This window comes from Microvirga terrae, assembly GCF_013307435.2.
In the GTDB taxonomy this organism is placed as follows: Bacteria; Pseudomonadota; Alphaproteobacteria; order Rhizobiales; family Beijerinckiaceae; genus Microvirga; species Microvirga terrae.
This window is the reverse complement of sequence record NZ_CP102846.1, coordinates 44,997-67,510: the sequence shown is the minus strand read 5'-3', so window position 1 is coordinate 67,510 and position 22,514 is coordinate 44,997. Positions and strand designations below refer to the sequence as shown.

The 22,514-nt window shown below is 63.3% G+C and carries 25 protein-coding genes and 1 pseudogene; 18 read left to right on the top strand and 8 right to left on the bottom strand.

Annotated elements, in window-relative coordinates; genetic code table 11:
- Positions 1–72 precede the first annotated feature (72 nt).
- From HPT29_RS25120 to HPT29_RS28755, 10 genes and pseudogenes are all read left to right on the top strand, one after another.
- Positions 73–249, top strand: coding sequence for a hypothetical protein (locus HPT29_RS25120; protein WP_173948906.1), 177 nt, complete (start codon positions 73–75; stop codon positions 247–249).
- 373 nt (positions 250–622) lie between these two features.
- Positions 623–1,375 (top strand): FadR/GntR family transcriptional regulator, encoded by a 753-nt coding sequence (locus tag HPT29_RS25115; protein ID WP_173948981.1) that lies wholly within the window; start codon positions 623–625, stop codon positions 1,373–1,375.
- The gene (locus HPT29_RS25110) at positions 1,372–2,304 is read left to right on the top strand and encodes an NAD(P)-dependent oxidoreductase (RefSeq protein WP_173948982.1); all 933 of its coding nucleotides are present in this window, start codon (positions 1,372–1,374) and stop codon (positions 2,302–2,304) included. The genes HPT29_RS25115 and HPT29_RS25110 overlap by 4 nt, the downstream gene beginning before the upstream one ends.
- A 16-nt stretch (positions 2,305–2,320) precedes the next feature.
- Entirely contained in the window at positions 2,321–3,004 is a 684-nt protein-coding gene (locus HPT29_RS25105) for an amino acid ABC transporter permease (RefSeq protein ID WP_173948983.1), read from the top strand.
- 10 nt (positions 3,005–3,014) lie between these two features.
- A complete protein-coding gene (locus HPT29_RS25100) occupies positions 3,015–3,683 on the top strand; it encodes an amino acid ABC transporter permease (RefSeq protein ID WP_173948984.1) in 669 nt (222 codons plus the stop codon).
- Position 3,684: 1 nt separating this feature from the next.
- The gene (locus tag HPT29_RS25095) at positions 3,685–4,440 is read left to right on the top strand and encodes an amino acid ABC transporter ATP-binding protein (protein ID WP_173948985.1); all 756 of its coding nucleotides are present in this window, start codon (positions 3,685–3,687) and stop codon (positions 4,438–4,440) included.
- A 31-nt stretch (positions 4,441–4,471) separates the two neighbouring features.
- Entirely contained in the window at positions 4,472–5,263 is a 792-nt protein-coding gene (locus HPT29_RS25090; RefSeq protein WP_432807334.1) for a transporter substrate-binding domain-containing protein, read from the top strand.
- A gap of 65 nt (positions 5,264–5,328) precedes the next feature.
- Complete coding sequence (gene rpiB / locus HPT29_RS25085) at positions 5,329–5,775, top strand: ribose 5-phosphate isomerase B (RefSeq protein WP_173948987.1); 447 nt, start codon at positions 5,329–5,331, stop codon at positions 5,773–5,775.
- Positions 5,762–6,160: pseudogene (locus tag HPT29_RS28760) on the top strand (PfkB family carbohydrate kinase); the annotation flags it as partial. The gene rpiB and the pseudogene HPT29_RS28760, both read left to right, overlap by 14 nt.
- Positions 6,161–6,252: 92 nt before the next feature.
- Positions 6,253–6,714, top strand: coding sequence for a PfkB family carbohydrate kinase (locus tag HPT29_RS28755; RefSeq protein ID WP_349774735.1), 462 nt, complete (start codon positions 6,253–6,255; stop codon positions 6,712–6,714).
- A gap of 950 nt (positions 6,715–7,664) precedes the next feature.
- On the opposite strand, the gene HPT29_RS25075 is transcribed toward HPT29_RS28755, so the two are convergent.
- The 4 genes from HPT29_RS25075 to HPT29_RS25060 all read right to left on the bottom strand — a co-directional run bounded on the left by HPT29_RS25075 (position 7,665) and on the right by HPT29_RS25060 (position 11,142).
- Positions 7,665–8,159, bottom strand: a complete 495-nt coding sequence (locus HPT29_RS25075) for a hypothetical protein (RefSeq protein WP_173948988.1) — start codon at positions 8,157–8,159, stop codon at positions 7,665–7,667.
- A gap of 163 nt (positions 8,160–8,322) precedes the next feature.
- Positions 8,323–8,880 carry a hypothetical protein gene (locus tag HPT29_RS25070; RefSeq protein WP_173948989.1) on the bottom strand — a complete coding sequence of 186 codons (558 nt, stop codon included), beginning with the start codon at positions 8,878–8,880 and terminating at the stop codon, positions 8,323–8,325.
- Positions 8,881–8,986: 106 nt separating this feature from the next.
- Entirely contained in the window at positions 8,987–10,093 is a 1,107-nt protein-coding gene (locus HPT29_RS25065; protein ID WP_173948990.1) for an alpha/beta hydrolase, read from the bottom strand.
- Between the two features lie 155 nt (positions 10,094–10,248).
- Positions 10,249–11,142: a LysR family transcriptional regulator gene (locus HPT29_RS25060; protein WP_173948991.1), complete on the bottom strand. Its 894-nt coding sequence runs from the start codon at positions 11,140–11,142 to the stop codon at positions 10,249–10,251.
- 99 nt (positions 11,143–11,241) lie between these two features.
- Here HPT29_RS25060 and HPT29_RS25055 point away from each other — a divergent pair, with 99 nt between their 5' ends.
- The 7 genes from HPT29_RS25055 to HPT29_RS25025 all read left to right on the top strand — a co-directional run bounded on the left by HPT29_RS25055 (position 11,242) and on the right by HPT29_RS25025 (position 17,701).
- Positions 11,242–12,441 (top strand): MFS transporter, encoded by a 1,200-nt coding sequence (locus HPT29_RS25055; protein ID WP_173948992.1) that lies wholly within the window; start codon positions 11,242–11,244, stop codon positions 12,439–12,441.
- 74 nt (positions 12,442–12,515) lie between these two features.
- Entirely contained in the window at positions 12,516–13,304 is a 789-nt protein-coding gene (locus HPT29_RS25050) for a carboxymuconolactone decarboxylase family protein (RefSeq protein WP_173948993.1), read from the top strand.
- A 42-nt stretch (positions 13,305–13,346) separates the two neighbouring features.
- On the top strand, positions 13,347–13,817 hold the full coding sequence (locus HPT29_RS25045) for a (R)-mandelonitrile lyase (RefSeq protein ID WP_432807325.1): 471 nt from the start codon (positions 13,347–13,349) through the stop codon (positions 13,815–13,817).
- 127 nt (positions 13,818–13,944) lie between these two features.
- Positions 13,945–14,994 (top strand): NAD(P)-dependent alcohol dehydrogenase, encoded by a 1,050-nt coding sequence (locus HPT29_RS25040; RefSeq protein WP_173948994.1) that lies wholly within the window; start codon positions 13,945–13,947, stop codon positions 14,992–14,994.
- A 228-nt stretch (positions 14,995–15,222) separates the two neighbouring features.
- The gene (locus HPT29_RS25035; protein ID WP_173948995.1) at positions 15,223–15,693 is read left to right on the top strand and encodes a cyclophilin-like fold protein; all 471 of its coding nucleotides are present in this window, start codon (positions 15,223–15,225) and stop codon (positions 15,691–15,693) included.
- Between the two features lie 161 nt (positions 15,694–15,854).
- Positions 15,855–17,246, top strand: coding sequence for an adenylate/guanylate cyclase domain-containing protein (locus HPT29_RS25030; RefSeq protein ID WP_173948996.1), 1,392 nt, complete (start codon positions 15,855–15,857; stop codon positions 17,244–17,246).
- Positions 17,247–17,353: 107 nt separating this feature from the next.
- The gene (locus HPT29_RS25025) at positions 17,354–17,701 is read left to right on the top strand and encodes a DUF6665 family protein (protein WP_173948997.1); all 348 of its coding nucleotides are present in this window, start codon (positions 17,354–17,356) and stop codon (positions 17,699–17,701) included.
- Positions 17,702–18,170: 469 nt separating this feature from the next.
- On the opposite strand, the gene HPT29_RS25020 is transcribed toward HPT29_RS25025, so the two are convergent.
- The 3 genes from HPT29_RS25020 to HPT29_RS25010 form a co-directional block, all read right to left on the bottom strand.
- A complete protein-coding gene (locus HPT29_RS25020; protein WP_173948998.1) occupies positions 18,171–18,503 on the bottom strand; it encodes a GYD domain-containing protein in 333 nt (110 codons plus the stop codon).
- Positions 18,504–18,984: 481 nt separating this feature from the next.
- On the bottom strand, positions 18,985–19,515 hold the full coding sequence (locus HPT29_RS25015; protein WP_259060982.1) for a histidine phosphatase family protein: 531 nt from the start codon (positions 19,513–19,515) through the stop codon (positions 18,985–18,987).
- A gap of 68 nt (positions 19,516–19,583) precedes the next feature.
- Entirely contained in the window at positions 19,584–19,790 is a 207-nt protein-coding gene (locus HPT29_RS25010; RefSeq protein WP_173949000.1) for a hypothetical protein, read from the bottom strand.
- Positions 19,791–20,298: 508 nt separating this feature from the next.
- Here HPT29_RS25010 and HPT29_RS25005 point away from each other — a divergent pair.
- A complete protein-coding gene (locus tag HPT29_RS25005) occupies positions 20,299–20,454 on the top strand; it encodes a hypothetical protein (protein WP_173949001.1) in 156 nt (51 codons plus the stop codon).
- Positions 20,455–20,607: 153 nt separating this feature from the next.
- Here the strand turns inward: HPT29_RS25005 and HPT29_RS25000 are convergent, their stop codons facing one another.
- The gene (locus tag HPT29_RS25000) at positions 20,608–22,386 is read right to left on the bottom strand and encodes an SLC13 family permease (RefSeq protein WP_259060980.1); all 1,779 of its coding nucleotides are present in this window, start codon (positions 22,384–22,386) and stop codon (positions 20,608–20,610) included.
- Positions 22,387–22,514 lie beyond the last annotated feature (128 nt).

Below are 22,514 nucleotides of genomic sequence, written 5' to 3'. Positions count from 1 at the left end.
TCTGAGCCGCAGGCCTCCAGCCCTCCCGAATGCAGGGGCTGCAGGCGAGAGCGACAGGACAGGTGAGCATCAATGGGACTGGCCGAGGACTACATCGCCTGTGATGCCATGGCATTAGCCGATCTCGTGCGGCAGCGGCAGGTCAGTCCCGCTGAGGTCGTGGAAGTCGCGATCACGCGGCTGGAGCAGGTCGAGCCGAAGCTGGCCGGCATGGCGGCATGGACACTGGCTTCAAGCACCTATGTCTGACGCAAGGGTTTCCCTGGCATCTCTCTGGAAATCGCGGCGGACCCGATCTTGGTCGGACAGCAGTCCAGGGAGCAAGGCATTTGCGGACGGACCTGAGAGGTAGCCCGTTACATCCGGGTTGCTTCACGCTCTCCCGCACCCCGCCCGGGAAACCGCCGAGGTTCCTGCGGTTGAACAATGCGGATCAACCTTCCTCCAGATTAGCAATACCTTAGAGCGATCGTTCCGCGCCGCCGCAGCTTCGTAGTGATTGACATGCGAGCGTCGGCTCTACTCTCCAAATGCCATTGCGGAGCCAAGACAGCAATATCCAGCAACATCCACTTGACTGAATGACCGTGGTCTGTATCCTGGTATGACCAAGGTAAGAGATATGACCGCTGATCTTGAAATCACGCGGCTTAGGGAGAGTGGCGGCAAGGGGTTCGAGAAGGTCTTCGCCTTCTTGCGCGAGCGTCTGCTTGCGGGCTCATTGCGACCGGGTGACCGGCTCATCCCTGAACGCGATCTCGCTGCGCAGCTCGGTGTCAGCCGACCGATCCTGCGCGAGGCGCTGCGCGCCCTGACGGTTCTCGGCGTCGTTGAAATCCGCGACCGGGTCGGGACCATTGTCCGGCGCCCGGACCCTTCCGTCTTGAATGACTTTTTCACCTTTGCGTTCGCGCAGCAGTCTGACGTCGTCGACGACGTGATGCAGGCGCGCATCGCGATCGAGTGTCAGGCCGTCCGGCTTGCCGCCGAGCGGGCCACTGTGTCCGATTTCGAGAAATTGCAGCAGGCGCTCGCACGCATCGTCGAGACCATCGACGACCCCGATGGCGGCAGCGCGGCCGATTTCGACTTTCACCGCGCCGTCGTCAACGCTGGCAAGTCCGAGACGCTGATCGTGCTGCACAACTCGCTGTCCGGCATTCTGATGCGCTCCCATCGAGGTCGCCGGGAGCTTCTTCAGGCTTTCGACTCCATGAAAACCTACCTGATCGAAGACCATCGCCGGATCTTCGACGCCATCGTCGGCCGGGACCCGGAGCATGCCGAGAAGGTCCTGCGGGAGCATTTCGCGATCGGCGACAATTTCCGTAGACGCGCCGCGATCGGCGAGTCCGACGCCCGGAACGACTCATGACACTTGACCAAGAGCAGGAAGACACGATGCGACGGAACGAACAGAACGCGACGGTCGGTTTTGTCGGCCTCGGGACGATGGGGCGCGAGATGGCGCTCAACCTGCTCAAGGCCGGATATGCAGTCTGCGCCTATGACGTGCGCAAGGAGGCCACCGACGACCTTGTTACCCAAGGTGCCACCGGCGCTGAGAGTCCGGCTGACGCGGCCCGCGACGCAGACATCGTCATTTCCATGCTCCCCGACACGCCGCAGGTCGAGGAGATCGTCTATGGCGAATCCGGCCTTCTGGCGTCGCCGCCACGCGGCCGCCTCCTCGTCGACATGAGCACGATCTCTCCCGTCGCGGTCCGACGCATGCATGCCGATCTCAAGGCCGCCGGCGTGGCCTTCCTCGATGCACCCGTGTCGGGCGGCCCGGTCGGCGCCAAGAATGCCTCGCTTTCGATCATGGTCGGAGGTGACCGAAACGCCTTCCTGCGCGCCGAGCCATATTTCCGGGCCATGGGCACGACGATCACCCATGTGGGCGAGGCCGGGGCCGGACAGACAGTCAAACTCTGCAACCAGCTCGTCTGCGGCATTAACCTCCAAGCCATCTGCGAAGCGCTGGCGCTTGGCCGCGCGTCCGGCGTGGACCTCGACCAGCTCCGCAACGTGCTCCTGGGCGGCTCGGCCGCATCCTGGATGCTCGACAAGCTGGGCCCAGCAATGATCGCCGGGGATGCATCCGCCGGTTTCCGCATCGACCTGATGCTAAAAGACCTGCGCCTCGTGCAGGAGCAGGCTCTCTCGCTATCAGTTCCGCTGCCGGGAACCGCCCTGGTGACCAGCCAGTATGTCGAGGCGCGCGCCCACGGTGAAGGCACGAACGGTAACCAGGCTCTCTTCCGCGTCTACGACCGGATGACGAACCAGGCCGCCACCTAGCCCGGGGTCGCCTGCCATGAACCTCAACTTGGATTTCGCCGCGATCCTCGAGCGATGGCCGGCCTTCCTGGATGGGGCGCTGCTCACCCTTCAGCTCGCCTTCATCGCGACGGCGCTCGGCACGGTCATCGGCGTGCTCGGGGCCATCGGGCGGCGTAGCCGCCACCCGGTCGTCTCGCGCCTCTGCGGCATCTATGTCGAGGCGATCCGCAACACCCCGCTGCTGGTCCAGATCTTCCTCGTCTATTTCGGACTCGCCAGCCTCGGATTGAAGCTCTCCGCATTCACGGTTGCGGCAGCCGCGCTGACCATCAATGTCGGGGCCTACACGACTGAGATCATACGCGCGGGCTTCGACGCCATTCCCCGTGGACAGATCGAGGCCGCCGAGGGGCTGGCGCTGTCCCGGGCGCAGATCTACTGGCACGTGGTGATGTGGCCGGCCATAGAGAGGGTCTATCCGTCCCTGACAAGCCAGTTCGTGCTGCTGATGCTCGCCTCGTCCGTGACGTCACAGATCTCGGCGGAAGAGTTGACGGCAGTCGCGAACTACATCCAGTCCGACACCTATCGCGCCTTCGAGACCTATATCCTGGTCGCGATCGTCTACGTCGTCCTGTCGCTGGTCATGCGGGCCGGGTTCTGGCTTCTCGGTCTCGTGATTTTCCCGCGTCGCCGACGCCTCGGCACCCCTTTGTGAGGAGGAGAGGATGGGCGGTTCCATCAATGCCAATCACCTAATGTTCCTTGGTTACGGCGCGCTGTGGACCATCGGCCTGTCGCTCATCGGTCTTCTCGGCGGCGGCATCGCCGGCTTCATCGTCGCCCTCTGCCGCATCTCGCCGAGCCGGATCGTGCGGCTCCTGAGCGCCGGGTATGTCCAGCTCATCCAAGGCACGCCGCTGCTCGTCATCATGTTCCTGACATATTTTGGACTGCCCGCGCTCGGCGTGACCGTCTCCCCGCTGGCCGCCGCCGGTGCATCGCTCACGATCTTCGTCAGCGCCTATCTCGGCGAGATCTGGCGCGGCTGCTTCGAGTCCGTTCCGAAGCCGCAATGGGAGGCCGCGGAAGGACTCGCTCTCAGCCGATCCCAGCGGATGATGAAGGTCATCCTGCCGCAGGCCGTCCGGATCGCCACACCGCCCACCGTGGGTTTCATGGTGCAGATCATCAAGAACACCTCGCTGGCCTCGGTGGTCGGCTTCGTGGAGCTCGCGCGGTCGGGCCAGATCATCAACAACTCCCTGTTCGAGCCCTTCCTCATCTACACCATCATCGCCGTCATCTACTTCGCCCTCTGCTATCCGCTCTCGCGCTTCAGTCACCGCCTGGAAGCGCGAGGCGGCCCGGCTCGCATCGAACTCGAGACTGCCTGACATGCACAACATCACCAGAACGGATACCGCGCCGCCGGTCGTCGGCCTCTCGGACGTGCACAAGAGCTTCGGCGCGCTCAAGGTGCTCAACGGGGTGAGCTTCGAGGTCAATCGCGGCGAGGTTCTCGTACTCATCGGCCGCAGCGGTTCCGGCAAGAGCACCGCCCTGCGCTGCATCGATCGCTTCGAGACGATCGACAGCGGTGAGATCATTGTGTGCGGCCATCGCGTCAGCGATCCGAAGCTCGATCTGCGGGCCCTGCGCCAGGATGTGGGCATCGTCTTCCAGAGCTACAACCTGTTCCCTCATCTGACGATCGAGGAGAACATCACGCTTGCCCCCTGCTCCGTGAAGGGAATCTCGAAATCCCAGGCGAAGGAGCAGGCCCGACAGGTTCTCGCCCAGGTCGGTCTGGAGGACAAGCTCCGCCAATATCCCGAACAGCTCTCCGGCGGCCAGCAGCAGCGTGCGGCGATTGCCCGCTCGCTTGCCATGCAGCCGAAGGTGATGCTGTTCGACGAAGTGACCTCGGCCCTCGACCCGGAACTGACCGGCGAGGTCCTGAAGGTGATTGAGGCGCTCGCTGCGGACGGCATGACCATGGTGATGGTTACGCACGAGATGGGATTTGCCAAGGGTATCGCCGACCGGGTGGTGTTCATGCATCGCGGCAAGGTCCACGAGACCGGGCCCGCCGCGATCCTGACATCGCCCGCTACTCCGGAACTCGCCCAGTTCGTTGGCACAGGGCTTTGAACCACAATCAATAACCAGGGAGATACAGATGATGAAACGCTCGCTTTCCGCTGCTGCAATCGCAATGAGCTGCATGGTGGCGCTTGGCACCACCGCGGCGCATGCTGACCTTCTCGACGACATCATGAAGGCGAAGAAGATCCGCATTGCGACCGACCTGGCGATCCCGCCCTCCGGCATGATGGACGCCAACCTCAAGCCGACGGGATCGGACGTGGAAACTGCCCAGCTTCTCGCGAAGGACCTTGGGCTTGAGCTCGAGTTCGTCCAGACCACGGGTGCGACCCGGATTCCGAACATTCAGACCAACAAGGCCGACATCATCATCTCGACCCTTTCCGTCACGCCCGAACGCGCCAAGGTGATCGACTTCACCAAGGCCTATGCGGCCTTGCAGTCCGTTGTCGGCTGCTTGAAGACCGTCGAGGCAAAGGGCTGGGACGACCTGAAGGGCAAGACCATTGCCGTCTCCCGCGGCACGACGCAGGATACCGAGCTGACGAACATGAAGGATCGCAACCTCACCCTTGCCCGCTTCGATGATGATGCCACGATGGTGACGGCTGCCGTCTCGGGGCAGGCCGATTGCGTTGCGACGTCCGCAACGATCGTGAACCAGATCGGCGTCAAGAACCCGGCCCGCACGTTCGAGCCCAAGGTGCTCATCCGCACCTTCGACCTTGCCATCGGTGTCCGCAAGGGCGAGCCGCGACTGGTCGAGAAGCTCAACGAGTGGATCTCGACCAATCTCAAGAACGGCAAGCTGAACGAGATCTACAAGAAATTCCATGGCAGCGAGCTTCCCCAGGAGATGCGGAGCTGAGCCAGGGGAACATCGGGTGGCGCCCGGCGCCACCCGGCCTGCAACCACGAAGGAAAGGTTATCCAATGCGCGTCGTAATCGGGTCGGATCATGCCGGATGGCCCCTCAAGAATGCGGTGGTCGAGCACGTGCGCTCGCTCGGGCATGAGGTCATCGATGTAGGCTCCTTCGATGACAAGCCTGTCGATTTCCCGGATATCGCCCGCGCGCTGACCGAGAAGGTCAAGTCAGGCGAGGCCAAGCGCGGCATCATGGTCTGCGGCACCGGCGTCGGTGCGTCGATCGCGGCCAACAAGGTCAAGGGCATTCGCGCCGCCGTCTGCCACGACATCCACTCGGCGCATCAGTCGGTCGAGCACGACGACGTCAACGTGATGTGCATCGGCGCCAAGATCGTCGGTTCCTGGCTCGCACAGGATCTCGTTGAGTCCTACCTGACGGCGGAGTTCTCCACCGACGAGGATTGTCGCCGCCGCGTGGAAATGCTCCACGCCATGGATGCCGAAGGTTGATGCCGACCGGCTTTGGCAGCGGGCGCGTGACATGATCCTTGTCTTCGGTTCGATCAACATTGATCTTGTCGCTCGCGTGGCCTCCATTCCGCGCCCGGGCGAAACCGTCCTCTCGCCGGCCTATGAGACGCTGTTCGGTGGAAAGGGCGCAAACCAGGCGGTCGCCGCCGCCCGGGTCTCGCTGCCGCGTCGGGTGGCGATCGCGGCCTGCGTCGGAGATGATTCCTTCGGACGATCGGCGCGCGACAACCTTGCTCGCAACGGCGTCGTTGTCGATCGGGTTGCCAGCGTTGCGGAGCCGACCGGCCGCGCCTTCATCACCGTCGACGAGCGCGGCGAGAATGCGATCACCGTCGGCAGCGGGGCAAATGCCTCGATCACGGAAGCGGCGGCCCAGGGTTTCCAAGTGGATGCCGCGGCGGTTGCGGTCTTCCAGATGGAGGTCCCCTTCCCCGCATCCCTACTGTCGCCCGGCGTGTGCGCGCAGCCGGCGGATGCGTCATCTGGAACTTTGCACCGCCTCCGCCAGCTTTTGCGGCGAGGGATCTCTCGGATCTCCTCGGCGCGACTGACATATTCGTGGTCAACGAGCACGAGGCTTTGGCAGCGGCAACACTCCTTGGCTGCGCGATCGACGATTTCAGGAAGGCTGGATCCCATCTGTCGGGAAGCGGATGCCTTTGCGTCGTCACTGCGGGTGCCCAGGGAGCGTTTGTGTTTCATCCTGATGGGCAAAGCGAGCGTGCCGAAGCGGAGCCGATCCGGCCGGTCGATACGACTGGAGCCGGTGACACCTTCGTCGGTGTACTGGCCAATGGCCTGGATGAGGCCATGCCCTTCACGAGCGCTCTCCAACGGGCGGTTCGCGCGGCATCCCTGGCTTGCCTTGCCCATGGCGCGCAGGCTGGCATGCCAATGCGAGAGCAACTTGGAAGATGATCTGCTTCGCTTGGTCGTCAGGACCTCAATCGCCAAGGTGATGGCAACGCACGTGGACCGGCAACAGTCATCAACGTCACAGAGAGCAGATCGATTTTCTGCTTCAGATCGGGATCCACTCCGCTATCTTTGGCGCGAAGGCCAACGCTGACCGAGCGGAGGAATTTGATGCGATTGCCGACAATCTCGCTGATGGGCCTTGTCCTGTCAGGCTGCGTTTCGTCAAGCGAGCCACCGTCCCAGCCCGTTCCGCCAGCCAACCTCGGGTCGACGCAGGTAGCACCTCCCGTGCTCCCGCCCCCCGTCCCGACGGCCCTTCCGCCAGGATACACCCGGCATATCACCTACCGGGATGGCCGGTTCACCCTGCCGGACGGCTCAACCGTACCGGCCGATCCCAGTGGCGGGTTCACGATCTCCACTGGGGCCCACATTCCGCCCGACGGAGCAGGCGGGATCACCCTCCCCAACGGAGCGCGATGCATTTCGGACAGCGCACGGGGCTATTTCTGCCCATGAGGCGCCTCTCTTCGGTCGGTTGTTGCCTTGAGCCCAGATGAGCGCGTGCAGGAGCCCATTCATCCAGCGTCGATCTTCCTTGGAACGCGGAAGCTTCGCCAACGGCATTTGGCGTCAGCGTTGGTCCAGCGACTCACCCTTCGATCAACCGCCGGCTAGCCTGCATGGTTCTTCCGCCTTAATGCGGACCGGCCATTTTGCTGGCGGTGGGCGCTCTGACACCAACGCCAGCCGTCGCCTCTCGAACAGGTTAGCATCCTTCTAGGATGGTGTGGATCATTTCTGCCCGACCACCGGAAGGTCTCCTCCGGCTCAGAAGGAGACATATCCTTGACGCCTCCTACGTAGAGACGCTCAGGGGCCCAGCCGGCACACCGCGTGGCGGAGTTGAACACTCAGACACCGATGAAGGTATCTTGACTCTCAGGAGATCAGGTGTAGGCGAGGAGCCGACCGGCGAGGATCACGCCCGTCCATGCGATCAGTGACACTGCTGCTCCGGCGCGTGCGGCGACCGGGGTCACGGCGGCATCCGTCCACTCATCGACGCGGCGGTAAACGCCGTAGTGGAACACCGGTACGTTGAGGCCAGCGAGGATCAGCAGGCCGAACTTCCATGGTGCAGCTCCGGTACCGGCGACCACGGTGGCCTGCGCACTGAGCAGTGCGAGACCCGTGGTAACGGCGATGGCGAAGCCGATGTGCGAGACGGGCAGCAGATAGCGCGCGGCGGTGGTTGCAGACACGACGCGGTGTCCGACTCCCAGCAGCCGGAGGTCGAAGGTGAAAGCCGGGCCGACCAGAAGAGCAATCCCAAGGATGTGGATGGCTTCGAGCACCGGATAGAGATATTCGGCACTCCGCACCGTCTCGCCGAGCGTCGATCCCTGCAACAGCATCAGCAACGTGTCGAGCAAGTCCAGCATACTCCGTTCAATCCCGCCCGGTGCGATGGCGCAGGTGGAGGACCACCCGCACTGACCGCGATGATGATGGCCCCGAACACCGTCCACAACATCGAATTCCCAGGGTCTTGCACTGCGGCTTTGACCCGGAGAACGGGGTGGTGCTCGCAGCCGTCGAGGACGCCTACTTCGGCAGCGGCGCTCGCACCGGGAGCGTGTTGCCGAGCACCTGGTTGACCGGCACGGCGTCGTCCCCGTACCAAAACACGACGGGACGAAACAGACCGTCATTCGTCCGGTTGATGTAGCCGACCGCCCGGAAGCGCTCCCCGATCTTCAGCGCACGGCCCAAGCCCCACTGGCCCGACCAGGCCGGCGGCGCGATGATGACCTCCAGTTCCTTGTGGAGGCCCTTGTACGAGCGAGCGGCCTTGACCCGGACGCTGTCCTCGGGATCCTGCAACTGCTCTGGAATCGCCAGTTCGGGAGTGTCGGCCGGCAGGTTGCTGTCCAGGGTGACATCGAACTGCGAGTGCGGGTTCCCCCAGACACCATCCGAAGAGACCGTTCCCGCGATGTAGACGAGGCGATCGGTTTCGAAGCCGGGCCACCCGTGATGCGCGGCAGCAGGCAGAACCGAAATCAGGACTGTTGCCAGCGCGACCACAGCAGCAGTGCCCGCACCGACTAGCAGTCGTAGTCCTCGGAGGCCCCTGCGTGTGTGCACGGTTATGCTCTTCATTCGCTTCTTCCTTTCATAGGGTGGCGCCCGACAGGGACTTCAGCATGCGGTTGCCTCCTCGCCTTAATGGAGCCTGCACCGAATAGTCCAGGCTCCATTTCGCCGCTCACGCGGAGAGGTGCTGGCTGAAGAACGACTGGAGCTTGTCGAACGGTATCATGTCGACACGGTCGTACAGATCGGTGTGGTTGGCACCCGGGACGATGAGGAGCTCCTTCGGCTCCGCCGCTGCCGCATAGGCGGTCTCGCTGAAGTAACGCGAGTGGGCTTTTTCGCCATGGATCAGCAGGACCGGGCGCGGCGCTATTTCCGCAATGTAGGTCAGGAGCGGCATGTTCATGAACGACAGCGGGGTCGTGAGCGTCCAAGAGGCGTTCGAGTTGATCGCTCTCGGGTGGAAGCCGCGCGGCGTCTTGTAGTAGTCAGCATACTCCACCACGAACTGCGGCTCACCGCCCTTGAGTTCGAGGGATACCGGACCATGCGCCGGGGTTCCCTTTTCCGCATCCTGCCAACGCTGACGGCTGAGTTGCTCGAGCGTTTGGGTGCGCTGTTCGAGCGTCACGCTATCGTTGTAGCCGCGGGACATGACACGCGTCATGTCATACATGGTGCTGGCTGCAACGGCCTTGACGCGCTTGTCCACGGCGACGGCATTCAATGCCATGCCGCCCCAGCCGCAGATACCAATGACGCCGATGCGCTCGCGATCGACGGACGGGTGCAGGCCGAGAAAATCCACTGCCGCGCTGAAATCCTCGGTGTTGATGTCCGGTGAGGCGACATTGCGAGGCTCGCCGCCGCTTTCCCCGGTATAGGACGGATCGAAAGCCAGCGTGACGAACCCGCGCTCCGCCATAGTCTGCGCGTAGAGGCCCGACGACTGCTCCTTCACCGCCCCGAACGGACCGCTGATGGCGAGCGCCGCCAGCCTCCTTCCGGCACGGTTCTTCGGCTGGTAGAGGTCGGCCGATAGGGTGATGCCGTAGCGGTTCTTGAAGGTGACCTTCTCGTGATCGACCTTCTCGCTTCGGGGGAAAACCTTGTCCCATCCGGCTGACATGCCCTGAGCCTTCGGACTGGGAATATTGGAAAGCGACCCGACACCGAGCGCGGCGACGCCAGCGCCGGTCAGCTTCAGGAGGTCACGCCGGGCAAGGTCCGGGCCGGAGGTCTGTGCTGCTCTAGTCTCAGGACTGTTCTGCTTGTTCATGCCAGTATCTCTGCTCTTTCCTGCTCAGGCCGATGCCTGGCTTCGGTTAAACAGTAGCAAGCGGTAAGGCAGAGGATTAGCGGAGCTGCGGCGCATGCCCTTATGACCCCGGCTCATCAATCTCGCGTGATTTTGAAGGATCGGCCCTGCTTGTCTCAGCTCCGGTGGCGCAGAGCCTCGACAACCAGGTTGAAGGCCGGGGAGGACTGCCGGCGGCTCGGGTAGTACAGGTGGTACCCCGTCCATGCTGGACACCAATCCTCGAGGACTCGCTCGAGGCGGCCGGAGGCGATGTGCGTCACCGCGATGTCCTCCGGGACGTGAGCGAGCCCGAAGCCATCCACCGCAGCATTGAGGACCTGGAAGATGCCATTGAACACGAGTTGGCCGTCGACCCGGACGGCCAGTTCCTGTCCATCACGCTCGAACTCCCAGGCGTAAAGCCCGCCATAGGTGGGCAGGCGCAGGTTGATGCAGGTATGGCCGATCAGGTCCTGAGGGGTGATGGGCCGTGATCTGCCTGCGAAGTAGGATGGTGCTCCGATCACCGCAAAACGGACATCGGGGCTGATGCGCATCGCAATCATGTCCTTGGCAACCTGTTCGCCAAGGCGCACGCCCGCATCGAACCGCTGTTCGACGATGTTGGTCAGGCCCTCTTCGAGGGCGATCTCCACCTTGACGTCGGGGTAGTCGGCAAGAACAGCCCTGAGCTTCGGCCAGAGGATAGTCTCAGTGACATGGTAGCCCGCCGTGATCCTGATCGTGCCGGCTGGCTTCTCGCGGAACTCGCTCAAAGCCTCGAGCTCGGCCTCAATCTCGGCCAGCCTGGGGCCTGCCGTCCGGAGCAGACGCTCCCCCGCCTGAGTGGGTGCCACAGAACGGGTCGTCCGGGTGAGGAGTCGCACGCCTAATCGTTCCTCGAGGCTGCGCACAGTGTGGCTCAGGGCCGATTGGGAGACGCCGAGCTGTGCGGCCGCCTTCGTGAAGCTCCGCTCCCGCGCGACCGCCAGGAAGGCAATCAGGTCATTGATGTTCTCGCGCGCCATTCATGAGCCCCCCTCATAGGTTCATGCAGGTCTTAGCACCTAATCGATCCAATGAGGACGGCCTATCTTCCGGCCTCCCATCCGTATCGAGAGACATTGATGACAGTTGGAACTGCTTCTTCGTGCGACGTAATTCCTGACCGCTCTCCGGCATGGGGCGCGGTCCGCGCCATGTCGCTGTGCTGCATGGTGCTCGTTGCCTCAGAGTTCATGCCAGTCAGCCTGCTAACCCCGATTGCCGCCGACCTCCACATGACGGAAGGCCAAGCCGGCCAGGCGATTTCCGTCTCAGGCATCTTCGCCGTCCTCACGAGCTTGTCGATCTCGGGCCTGACGTCCCGGTGGGATCGGCGCACCGTCCTGCTCGTGTTGGCCCTCTCGCTGATCGTCTCCGGGACGGTCGTGGCCCTTGCGCCGAACTATTCGGTCCTCATGCTCGGCCGGGCGGTGCTCGGCATCGCCATCGGCGGATTCTGGTCGATGTCGGCCGCAGCGGTGATGCGGCTGGTACCGGCAGACAGCGTGCCGCGCGCCCTGGCGATCCTGCAAGGCGGGACGGCACTGTCCTCCATCATCGCGGCGCCGCTGGGCAGCTTCCTCGGCGGGTACATCGGGTGGCGCGGAGCCTTCTTCTGCGTCGTGCCTCTGGCGGCCATCGCGTTGGTCTGGCTGCTGGCAAAGCTCCCCTCCATGCACGCTGGGCGGCCCACCGGCTCTGGCGACGTGTTCAAGCTGCTCCGCCGGCCCGTGGTCGCCTCCGGCATGGTGGCGATCACCCTGTTCTTCATGGGCCAGTTCGCGCTGTTCACCTACCTGCGCCCGTTCCTCGAGATGGTGACCCATGTCGATGTTCCGACCCTGTCGCTGATCCTGTTGCTCTTAGGCATCACTGGCCTCGCCGGGACCACCCTCATCGGAACGTTCCTGAAGAATGGGATGTATGGCGTGATGATCGCCATTCCGCTTGCGATGGCAGGGATCGCCATCGCCTTGGTCGCCTTTGGCAACTGGCTTGCCGGAACGGCCATTCTGCTCGGTGCATGGGGCCTGCTCGGCACTCCGGCCCCCGTTGCCTGGAACACCTGGCTGACCCGGACCTTGCCCGAGGACGCCGAAGCCGGCGGCGGGCTGATGGTGGCCGCCATCCAACTGGCGATCACCCTGGGCGCGACCATTGGCGGCCTGCTGTTCGATATGAGCGGCTATCAGAGCACCTTCAGCGCGAGCGCTGCCATCCTGGTCGCTGCGGGTCTCATGGCGTTCGTGACGAAGCGTACGGGATCATCCGTACGCACGTGAGTACCACACCGGCTGTCGCAATCGTCGCGCCTGCCCCCTTCACCCGTCGATCACCATACAAAGGATCATCGTCCATGAAGTTGCTGGCCGCCACTCTCGTGTCCCTCGCGTTGGGAACACCTGCCCTTGCCCAAGGAACTGCTTCCATGCCGACACCCCTCGAAACCGCTTCCGCGCTCTCGGTTGCCGACATCCAGTCGGTCTCTCCGGCCCTCGGCCGATACGCCAAAGAAGACGTTGCAGGCCTGTGGCAGCGTCCGCAACTCTCCCGTCGCGACCGCAGCCTCGTGACGGTGGCGATCCTGATCGCGCGCAACCAGATGCTGGACCTGCCGCACTATATCGACCTTGCCCTCGACAGCGGCGTGACACCCCGCGAGCTCTCCGAGACGATCACGCACCTCGCCTTCTACTCAGGCTGGTCAAACGCCATGGCGGCGGTTGCCGTCACCAAGGACATTTTCGCCCAGCGCCGTGTCGGGCCGGATCAGTTGCCGGCCGCGTCGCCGCAGCTCCTGCCGCTCAACGAGCAGGCGGAGGCAACCCGGGTCGCGAGCGTGCAACGCCTTCTCGGAACCGCCGCTCCTGGCCTCGACCAGTACACCACCGATCCGCTCTTCAAGGACGTCTGGCTGCGTCCCGACCTGTCGCCGCGTGACCGCAGCCTCGTGACCATCACGTCGCTGATGGCGAATGGGCAGGTGGCCCAGCTCGCAGGCCATCTTAACAGGGCCTTGGACAACGGCCTCACGCAGGAACAGGCCGGAGAGGTGGTCACGCAAATCGCCTTCTATGCAGGCTGGCCCAATGCCTTTTCCGCCGGTCCGGTCGTCGCAGAAGTCCTCAAGGGCCGGTCCAACTGACCACCGCCGTCCCATCTTCTTGCCTCCCTGAAAGGATTGTACGTGAAGAACACCCTCATCGCCGCCACCATGACCGCAGCCGCACTCGGTGGCGCGCCAGCCAATGCACAGGACATCCAGGTCTTCCCGAGCGGCTCCTCGCCGTCCGTGATCGCCGATCCGAAGAACTTCTCGGGCCAAGTGGTGGTGGATCTTCTTACGCCGCCATCCGTCGAGACCCCTGCGTCATCGGGTCTGGTGACCTTCGCTCCACGCGCCCGCACCGCCTGGCACAGCCATCCGGCCGGGCAGATGCTCATCGTCACGGCAGGCAAGGGCTGGGTCCAGCGCGAAGGCCAGGCCCGCCAGGAGATCACGTCCGGCGACGCCGTGTGGATCCCGGCCGGCGTCAAGCACTGGCATGGCGCAACCGACACCAACGGCATGAGCCATGTCGCGATCACCTACATCCAAAACGGCAAGAATGCCGATTGGATGGAACTGGTCACCGACCAGGAATACGGCGCCCGGTAGCGCTCCATCCAACCAGGATGGAATCCATGAACACGGCTCACCATGGCAGCTTCGATTGATCCCTGTTCGCTTGGCCGCCCTTCCGTAGACGCCTACCCAATGATCTAATCAACGAAAGTACGCTTCCATGACTGTAAAGGCCTTTGGCGCCTATGCCGGAGACAAGCCGCTCGAACCGATGGACATCAGCCGCCGGTCGGTCGGCCCACACGATGTCGGCATCGAGATCGCCTTCTGTGGCGTGTGCCACTCTGACATCCATCAGGTACGCGCCGAATGGGCCGGCACCCTGTATCCTTGCGTGCCGGGTCACGAGATCGTCGGCCGCGTGTCGGCGGTTGGCGCGCATGTATCGGGCCACAAGGTCGGCGACCTGGTTGGCGTGGGGTGCATCGTCGATAGCTGCAAGCGCTGCGACGATTGCAGCGACGGTTTGGAAAACTATTGCGACCACATGGTCGGCACCTACAACGGCCCCACGCCCGACGCACCGGGTCACACGCTAGGTGGTTACGCCCAGCAGATCGTGGTGCACGAGCGTTATGTGCTGCGCGTCAGCCATCCTGAGGAGCAACTGGCTGCCGTCGCGCCGCTGCTGTGCGCCGGAATCACCACGTACTCGCCGCTGCGCCACTGGCATGTCGGACCCGGCCACAAGGTGGGCGTCGTCGGCATCGGCGGCCTGGGTCACATGGGCATCAAGCTCGCGCACGCGATGGGCGCCCACGTGGTGGCGTTCACCACCTCCGAGTCGGAGCGCGAGGCTGCCAGGGCGCTGGGCGCGCATGAGGTCGTCGTCTCCCGCAATGCGGACGAGATGGCGGCACACGCCAAGAGCCTCGACTTCATCCTCAACACCGTGGCAGCACCGCATGATCTCGACGCCTTCTTCGCGCTGCTCAAGCGCGACGGCACCATGACGCTCGTCGGTGCGCCGGCGACGCCGCATCCGTCGCCGGAGGTGTTCAGCCTGATTATGAAGCGCCGCAGCCTGGCCGGCTCGATGATCGGCGGCATCCCCGAGACGCAGGAGATGCTGGATTTCTGTGCCGAGCACGGGATCGTTGCCGACATCGAGCTGATCCGGCCGGATGGGATCAACGATGCCTACGAGCGAATGCTCAAGGGCGACGTGAAGTATCGCTTCGTGATCGATACCGCATCCTTGGCAGCCTGACCGCGGACGAGAGGGTGACGGCCCGGACGTTGTCCTTGCGTCCGGACCGATAGCCGTGCCGACCCACCGAGGTCGAATGGCCGTGCCCCTCTGCCCACTCTCAGGATGAAATGGTTCGCATTGCGTGCCTCCAGGTTGGGGCTGCCCAACCCCTTGTCATGACCAACCCTCCGCCCAGATTGAAATCGGGGAAGAGAACCTCCATCCCACCTGATCCGGGGCACATTCATGGCGATCACATTACCGACAATCAGCCGCCGCGCGATGCTGGGCGCCACGCTCGCAGCCGCGGTTCCGCATCTGGCACACGGTCAGGACGGTAGGGATCCGGCGAGCCAGAAGCCGACCGACGTGAGGATCAGGCTGACCTTCGATGGTCGAACTATGACGGCCACGCTCTACGACAACCCGTCGGCCCGCGATCTGGCCACGCTACTCCCCCTGGACCTCACGATCGAGGACTACGGCAGCAACGAGAAGATCGCCTACCTGCCGCGCAAGCTCACGGAGGATGGCAGCGGCCCCTTCGGCAACGAGCGACCGGGTGATCTCTGCTATTTCAAACCCTGGGGCAACCTGGCCATGTTCTACGCCGATTACCGTTGGGACGGCCTGATCCGGCTCGGCCGCTTCGACGGCAGCTTTGAGCCGCTGCGCGTGCGCGGCAAGTTCCCGCTGCGCATCGAGCGCATCCGATAGGAACCAAGATCCCCTGCATTTTCCAAACGTCCGGTTCGATGAGGATTGCAGCTTCGGGGCCGAAGCCCCCCATTGCCGTTTCCGCTCGCACCGTGCACGGCCCTCGTCGGAATGCTATCAGGTTCAGACCCAGAGCTTCTGGGATGCATCAGAGCGAACAAATGTCTGACTCGGCAACCCGGATTGTCGGCTTCGTGTCCAGGGCCTCGAAGGGGCTTCGATCGCTTCGATCACGCCGTAACGCACAGGTTCGTCTTCAGGCGAGCACTCGACAGGCCGAGCTCGAAGGCCTCCGGTTCGCGTTCTACGCCCGGCTGACCGCGATCATCGTTGTTTCGGTCTGGCTGATCTGGCTCGTACCGTGGCCACGCGACCTCTATTACGGAGCCTACGCCTTCGGGTTCTTCCTCCTGGGCTATATCCCGTACCGCCTGCGCCACCATCATCACGGCGAGGCAATCAAGCTTGGCTTCATCGTACTCGACGTGGCCTTGGTGACGGCCGCGATCCTGGTCCCGCCGCCGGCGAGTCTCGGCAACGACTGGCCCATCCAGACCCGCCTGCGCGGGCAGGAGTTCCTCTACGTTCTCCTTCTCCTCGGAGAGGCTGCACTCACCTACTCCCCGCGGAGGGTGCTCTGGACGGGTGTGTCGATCCTCGTCATCTGGTCGATCGGCGTCTTCACGATCTACTCCCAGCCGGACACGCTGCGGTTCAACGATGCGGCTGCGGAGGGAGTTCTCACGTCGGCCGCGGCCCTGGATCTCTCCTTCAAGCCTGCCTTTGTGGGTCTGACGGCCTGGTACACCCAGCTTGTTGCAACCTCCCTGTTCACCCTGCTCATCACACTCGCCGTCTGGCGCAGCCGGCGGACCTTGTTGAACCAGGTCGAGGCCGAGCTCGTGCGCGCGGATCTCGCGCGCTATGTCTCTCCGGACGTGGCCGAGGCCCTCTCCAGCCGCGGCGGGACTGCGTTCGGAGAGCCGGCGACACGAACGGTGGCCGTTCTGTTTGCGGACATCGTCGGCTTCACCAAGCTCACCGAGACCCTCTCGCCCGAGCGCACGTTCGCCTTGCTGCGCAGTTTCCAGGAGCGGAGTAGCGCCATCGTGTTCAAGCATGGCGGCACCCTCGACAAGTACCTGGGCGACGGCTTCATGGCGACCTTCGGCTCTGTCGGCCTGCAACCAGACGCGCCGGCCCGCGCGCTCGCGTGCGCCTTCGAACTTCAGCAGGAGATCGAGCGCTGGAGCCGGAAGAGGTCCGCTCGCGGCGCCAATCCGCTACGCCTGTCAATTGGGATCCACTGCGGTCCGGTAACGGTAGGGAATCTCGGCGGCCGGGAGCGCATCGAGTTTACCGTCGTAGGCGACGTCGTGAACGTGGCCAGCAGGCTCGAGGAGGTGACGCGCGAGATTGGCGGCTCGATCATCGCCTCGGAGGATTGCATCCGCGCCGCGGGAGATCCGGAGTGGCTCACGAGATTCCAGTCCTCCCGCCAAATTCAGCTCCGTGGCAGGCAGCAAGGCCTCTTGGTTCACATCGCCACGTGACAGATGCCGCCAGACGTCGCCTGTGCGGGCTTGCGCCAGGGTGTCGCGTTCACCCATGAGGGCTGCGGCACCATCTCACCTCCATCGCCACGTTTCGGAGACTTGAGATGGCAGTTCGCATTCCCCAGAGCTTGTCGGCCGGCCTTCAGCCGGAGACGGGCTGGAGTGTGCTTGATTACGAGCTCCGGGAGCAAAAAGCGCATACGCTTGGCACCTTGAGCGGCCAGGTTGAGCAGGCTCTGGCGGCGTTGCGAGCCTTCGATGCCGAAGCGCACCAACCTGACCGGGAGCATCGTCGCCGTGCCTTACTGGACGCGGCAGCCGACCTCGTCTGGGCCTTCATGATCCAGCGCGAGCTGTGCGGCCTCCGGAACTGGGACGCTGTGGTGAAGGACTACGGCATTCCGCGTGAGGTACTGAACCGGGTCGGGCAAGTCAGGCGCAGGGCGGACTAGCCGAATGGGTATCCAGCCCGCTCCCACGAGTAGCCTGAGTCGCCTCGATCACAAGCTTGGGCTCAGACGGTCTCCTTTGCGTCAGGCAGTGAAATTCGTTCACTGACAGGAACGTCCGATGTTCCGGTCCAAGGCGGACGTTAGTCCTCCGTCCGGAACGTGCCAGAGGCGACATTCTGGCTTCATCACTCGGCACGGGTGCTCAACCGCTGAGGAGGTCATGGGCTCTCGCGAACGGCCGTTGACGAGACCTCAGTCGCTTCGCGAAGCCTCAGGATCTCGTGCCCGGTATGACTGAGTTCCTGCTCGCCGAAGCGATGGAGGCCTGAGGTTTCCTTGGGTCTCCTGCGGGTCGAAGGCTGGACGCCTCAAGACACATCCAGTCTTGTCTTTTCAACCGAGAGCTCGAATGGGACGGACACTCGTGTTCTCGATACGATGTGTGATCTGCGGCGGGCAGACAAGAGCGCTACTTGCCTGGTCGTTTGTAGCTCTCCGCGACCTTGCCGGCGCCGGCAAAAACCTGCTTGGCCTCCGCGGTTGTGAACGCTTCCGTCGTCTCGTTGTCAGTGATGCTGCCGGATGCGGCCGCCGCCAGAATGGCCGCTGACGCCTCTTTGGCGCTGGGCGCCTCTGTGATGATCAGAAAATCATAGTGGCCGAGGATGACATAGAAGCTCAAAAGCTTCCCACCGGCGGCCTCGACCAGATTACGGACGGCGGGCAGGCGATCCTCGGGGTTGGCAACGAGGTTTCTGACGGCCTCTGCCGAATAGCGGCCACGTGTGATGAAGATGGGCATCCGACTTCCTCCTGAGTTTGACCGGAGTACTCAAACGCCACTAACGGGCTGGACGGCAGCCCTTGTGCAACCCGCTGATCACACGCCCGCCAACAGTAATCGTCAAGCGAATATGCTTATGAATTCGGTTAGATGGAATGCAATAAGAGGCGTCCAATTCACTGAACTATCATCATGCTTACGACGCGCTGACAGAATATTTGCTACCTGCCCGGACAATTGTCGTTCGAATTTCGCTGAACGGGGCGTTACGCCTTACCGCTTGGGCGGAAAAGCGGCTCAGACAGGGACAAGATTACGGTTCAGTCTCTCACAATAGCGAGCCAAGCGGCCTCGGGAGCGGCGGCGGCGCCGACCTGGAGTTGGACAGGAGGGTGATAGTGTTCGCCTGACACGAAGGCAGATCCCAAAGTTCACACTCGTTGCTGAAGTGCTCTGCGCCATAAGTGACGCCGGCCCCGTGGCATGGCCGGAGCTTGTCTCATGACTTAGGAACCGGGATGCGTCCGATCTCCCGAATAGCTCCGTCGGGGGCGACTGCGGCCACGACGATCTCCCCCGAGGCTGGATTGGAACCAGTTAGCGCCTGGATGTTCGCGCCGTGGGTCACGATAAGAAGAGTCTCGGGCCCTTTCCAGCCGGTGATGATGGCCGTTGCCCCAGCCGTCAGGGCGTTCCGCTGCTCTGCCAGAACAAAGGCGTTGGCGAACGTCGGCTCAATCTCGGCAGGGCCCAGATCCATCAAGCGGGCTGTGTCGACACAGCGGCACCAAGGCGAACTCAGCAGCCTCGCGACAGCGACACCCTTAGCCCGCAACTTCTTCCCGACTGCTTGGGCGTCCGCGCGCCCCTTGGCACTCAGGTTGCGCTGGGTGGAGCAGTCGTCGAGCCTGAAGCCTGGCGGGTCGCCGGCGCCACCGGGCGCCTCGGCATGGCGCATGAGGGCCACGTGCCCACCTTGGCGCAAGGCAGTCCATGCCGCTGTCTCGTCGGCGAGCGCAGGCCCAAGCATGCTGAGCCATCCGATAAGGCCAAGAGCAGAGTATCGGGACATGGTCCGCATCAAACGGCCCCCCTTTGTCAGAGGGTCGAGCCCTTGCGCGACTTTTCCTGCTGGACCAGGTCCTGGAGGAGCTGGTGGGCAAGGGTCTCATGCGCCACCCGGGGGTTAATTTCGGCGGACTTCCTGCCGTAGGTTGTCGTGACGGTCAGCAGTTTTCGGTCAACCTGGTAGGTTCCAGAGTAGGTTCTTCCATCAACCTTGATGTGGATCGCATGACCTGACATGGGAAAAGACCTCCTCAATGAGAGCGCGCCCATTGCCTCAACGGAAGAATACTTCCTCTACTGACGAGACACCACATTCAGTGAGGCATTCCAAGGCGAGTGGGGTCAACCTTTCACCTTACGGCCACTCAACGAACGTCGGCTCTTGAGCGCTGAAACGGACCAAGCGCTTACGTCTCAGAAGCGCCAACTCCGGTCGTTCGCGGCGGGGTTGCCGACGCATCCTAGACTGGCCGAACGATCTCACTTGTTCCCAAAGGTCTCATCCTCCGACGGCACCTGGAGGGTCTCAATGGAAATCCACCCGATGCAGGCTCTCTGGATGGGCGCCAGATAGGCTTGGCGGCCTCTGATTTCCACCACCCGGCACGGATAAGCTCGCTGGTCACCAGCAGGCCGATACCGACTGGTACAGCTACTCCGACCTGAAGAAATCTGAGCTGGAGCTGCTTGCGGTCGACCAGAAGACGCATCGCGTAATTGCCGCTGAGAGGCCCCGAAGGCTGAGGTGCCTCTCTCGGTGGAGGATGTGGAGGCCGCGGCGAGCCGCACGACCATCTACTTCGCCGAGGATGCTTTGCGGCATGGCTTCATCGAGGAGATTGTTACCCCGACCATGCCGATCCAGGATATCTTCTACCTGACAGACCAGTATCTCGCCTGACTACCGGATTGAGGGACAGCGCCGCTCATAATGCTTGTAGGGCCCATGCCGGATGAGAAGCGAAAGCTGATTGAAACCGATAATTCTATCCAACGGAAGTGCCCGAAAGCAGACGTAACACGGTTATAAATTGTGCAGGGAACGGCCCCCAGGCTAGGAGAGCGGCCACATGAGCAGGATGAGTGGCACGCCCAGCAGCACGACAATGACGGACAGCGGCAGCCCCAACTTCCAATAATCGCCAAACCGGTATCCGCCCGGCCCCATCACGAGCGTGTTGCATTGGTGCCCGATCGGCGTCAGAAAATCGCAGGCTGCACCAACCGCGACTGCCATGAGAAAGGCGTCGGGGTTATAGCCAAGCCGCCCAGCAAAGGTTGCCGCGATGGGAGCCATCACCAGCACCGTCGCTGCATTGTTCAGGAACGGCGTCACGGCCATGGCAGCCACCATGATCAGTGCCAGGGCGCCGTAGGATGGGAGCGTGCTGGCAAGCTGCGACAGCCATCCGGCCAGGAGATCGGCGCCTCCCGTCGTGCGGATCGCCTCACTGACCGGAATGAGAGCCCCCAGCATCACCAGAATGGGCCAGTCGACAGCTTCGTAAGCCTCGCGCAGCGAGAGCGCCCCGAGAATGACGATCAGAACGGCGGCGGTGAAGAAGGCGGTCGCGACGGGCAGCACTCCGACAGCCGTGAGCACCATGGCGCAGCCCAGGATCACCACGGGAACGAGGCCCTGCCGCACATTACCCAGCCGGATCTCCCGTTCGGCCAGCGGCAGGCAACCGAGTTCCTTGAGCTTGTCCGGAAGCCGCGTGAGATCGCCCTTCAGCACCAGGACGTCGCCGGTCTGCAAGGTGATGTCGCGCAGGCGCTCGGTGAACCGCACGCCGCTGCGGCTGACCGCCAGCAGATTGATGTTGAAGCGCTCGTGCAACGCCAAGCGCCTGGCACTCTGCCCGATCAGCATTGAGGTCGGCCCAATGACGGCCTCGATCCCACCTGTCTCCTCGTCCGCGTCTTGACCTTCGGTCGGACGCCTCGCGCCCTCAAGTTCCAGATAGGCGCGGGCGACACCTCGTTCGAGCGCCTCAGGGTCACCCTCCAGGAGGACAATGTCGCCCTCGCGAAGGACGGCATCCGGCAGGGGCATCATGTGCTCGGTTTGGTTTCGGACGATGCCCGTCACCAGAACCTCGTTGTCACACAGCCTGGCCAGATCACCGACGGTGTGCCCGATGACCGGCGAGGTCGCAGTCACCCGTGCCTCTGTCATGTAGTCGGTGAGATCGATAGCCTCGTCCATGCTTGCAGCAGCTTTGCGACCGCCGGGCAGAAGCCGGTAGCCAAAGGCCAGGAACGCCACGCCGGCTGCCGCGAGGCCAAGGCCCACGGGAGTGAAATCGAACATGCTGAAAGGCTGTCCCGTCAATTCCTCGCGCACACGGGAGACGATGATGTTAGGGGAGGTGCCGACGAGGGTGATCAGGCCACCGAGCAGCGAGCCGAAGGCCATCGGCATGAGAAAGCACGAGGGTGAGGCATGGGAGCGACGCGCCAACTGGAAGGCGACCGGGATCATCATGGCCAGTGCGCCGATGTTCTTGACGAAGGCGGACAGGACCGTGACCACGGTCACAAGGATCACGATCTGGCCCTGCACGGACGTGATGTATGGCGAGACACGATGGAGGGCCGCCTCCAGCACGCCGGAGCGCTCGACCGCCGCACTGACGATCAGCGCACTCGCGACGATGATGACGATGTCGTCCCCGAAGCCGGAGAAGGCTTCCTTGTGCGGCACGATGCCGGCGAACACAGTGGCCAGGAGGGCCAGGACGGCGACGAGATCGTAGCGCAGGCGTCCCCAGACGAACAGGCCCATCATTCCAGCCAAGATGGTAAAGGCGAGGGTCTGGTCCTGCGTCATCGGTTCCGCCTTGGCCGGGGAAGTGTGGTGATAACGCGGAACGTCCTGATCGGATTGATCATGGTGGTCTGTTTACCTGGCTAGAGGGAGCAACTCCCGTCGAAGCCCTCACTGGCTATGGAGCCAGG

What these genes read in the sequence shown, in the direction of transcription:
- HPT29_RS25120 (WP_173948906.1), top strand. Translation starts at nt 73, where the DNA reads ATGGGACTGGCCGAGGACTACATCGCCTGTGATGCCATGGCATTAGCC.
- HPT29_RS25115 (WP_173948981.1), top strand. Translation starts at nt 623, where the DNA reads ATGACCGCTGATCTTGAAATCACGCGGCTTAGGGAGAGTGGCGGCAAG.
- HPT29_RS25110 (WP_173948982.1), top strand. Translation starts at nt 1,372, where the DNA reads ATGACACTTGACCAAGAGCAGGAAGACACGATGCGACGGAACGAACAG.
- HPT29_RS25105 (WP_173948983.1), top strand. Translation starts at nt 2,321, where the DNA reads ATGAACCTCAACTTGGATTTCGCCGCGATCCTCGAGCGATGGCCGGCC.
- HPT29_RS25100 (WP_173948984.1), top strand. Translation starts at nt 3,015, where the DNA reads ATGGGCGGTTCCATCAATGCCAATCACCTAATGTTCCTTGGTTACGGC.
- HPT29_RS25095 (WP_173948985.1), top strand. Translation starts at nt 3,685, where the DNA reads ATGCACAACATCACCAGAACGGATACCGCGCCGCCGGTCGTCGGCCTC.
- HPT29_RS25090 (WP_432807334.1), top strand. Translation starts at nt 4,472, where the DNA reads ATGAAACGCTCGCTTTCCGCTGCTGCAATCGCAATGAGCTGCATGGTG.
- rpiB (WP_173948987.1), top strand. Translation starts at nt 5,329, where the DNA reads ATGCGCGTCGTAATCGGGTCGGATCATGCCGGATGGCCCCTCAAGAAT.
- HPT29_RS25075 (WP_173948988.1), bottom strand. Translation starts at nt 8,159, where the DNA reads ATGCTGGACTTGCTCGACACGTTGCTGATGCTGTTGCAGGGATCGACG.
- HPT29_RS25070 (WP_173948989.1), bottom strand. Translation starts at nt 8,880, where the DNA reads ATGAAGAGCATAACCGTGCACACACGCAGGGGCCTCCGAGGACTACGA.
- HPT29_RS25065 (WP_173948990.1), bottom strand. Translation starts at nt 10,093, where the DNA reads ATGAACAAGCAGAACAGTCCTGAGACTAGAGCAGCACAGACCTCCGGC.
- HPT29_RS25060 (WP_173948991.1), bottom strand. Translation starts at nt 11,142, where the DNA reads ATGGCGCGCGAGAACATCAATGACCTGATTGCCTTCCTGGCGGTCGCG.
- HPT29_RS25055 (WP_173948992.1), top strand. Translation starts at nt 11,242, where the DNA reads ATGACAGTTGGAACTGCTTCTTCGTGCGACGTAATTCCTGACCGCTCT.
- HPT29_RS25050 (WP_173948993.1), top strand. Translation starts at nt 12,516, where the DNA reads ATGAAGTTGCTGGCCGCCACTCTCGTGTCCCTCGCGTTGGGAACACCT.
- HPT29_RS25040 (WP_173948994.1), top strand. Translation starts at nt 13,945, where the DNA reads ATGACTGTAAAGGCCTTTGGCGCCTATGCCGGAGACAAGCCGCTCGAA.
- HPT29_RS25035 (WP_173948995.1), top strand. Translation starts at nt 15,223, where the DNA reads ATGGCGATCACATTACCGACAATCAGCCGCCGCGCGATGCTGGGCGCC.
- HPT29_RS25030 (WP_173948996.1), top strand. Translation starts at nt 15,855, where the DNA reads ATGTCTGACTCGGCAACCCGGATTGTCGGCTTCGTGTCCAGGGCCTCG.
- HPT29_RS25025 (WP_173948997.1), top strand. Translation starts at nt 17,354, where the DNA reads ATGGCAGTTCGCATTCCCCAGAGCTTGTCGGCCGGCCTTCAGCCGGAG.
- HPT29_RS25020 (WP_173948998.1), bottom strand. Translation starts at nt 18,503, where the DNA reads ATGCCCATCTTCATCACACGTGGCCGCTATTCGGCAGAGGCCGTCAGA.
- HPT29_RS25015 (WP_259060982.1), bottom strand. Translation starts at nt 19,515, where the DNA reads ATGCTTGGGCCTGCGCTCGCCGACGAGACAGCGGCATGGACTGCCTTG.
- HPT29_RS25010 (WP_173949000.1), bottom strand. Translation starts at nt 19,790, where the DNA reads ATGTCAGGTCATGCGATCCACATCAAGGTTGATGGAAGAACCTACTCT.
- HPT29_RS25000 (WP_259060980.1), bottom strand. Translation starts at nt 22,386, where the DNA reads ATGACGCAGGACCAGACCCTCGCCTTTACCATCTTGGCTGGAATGATG.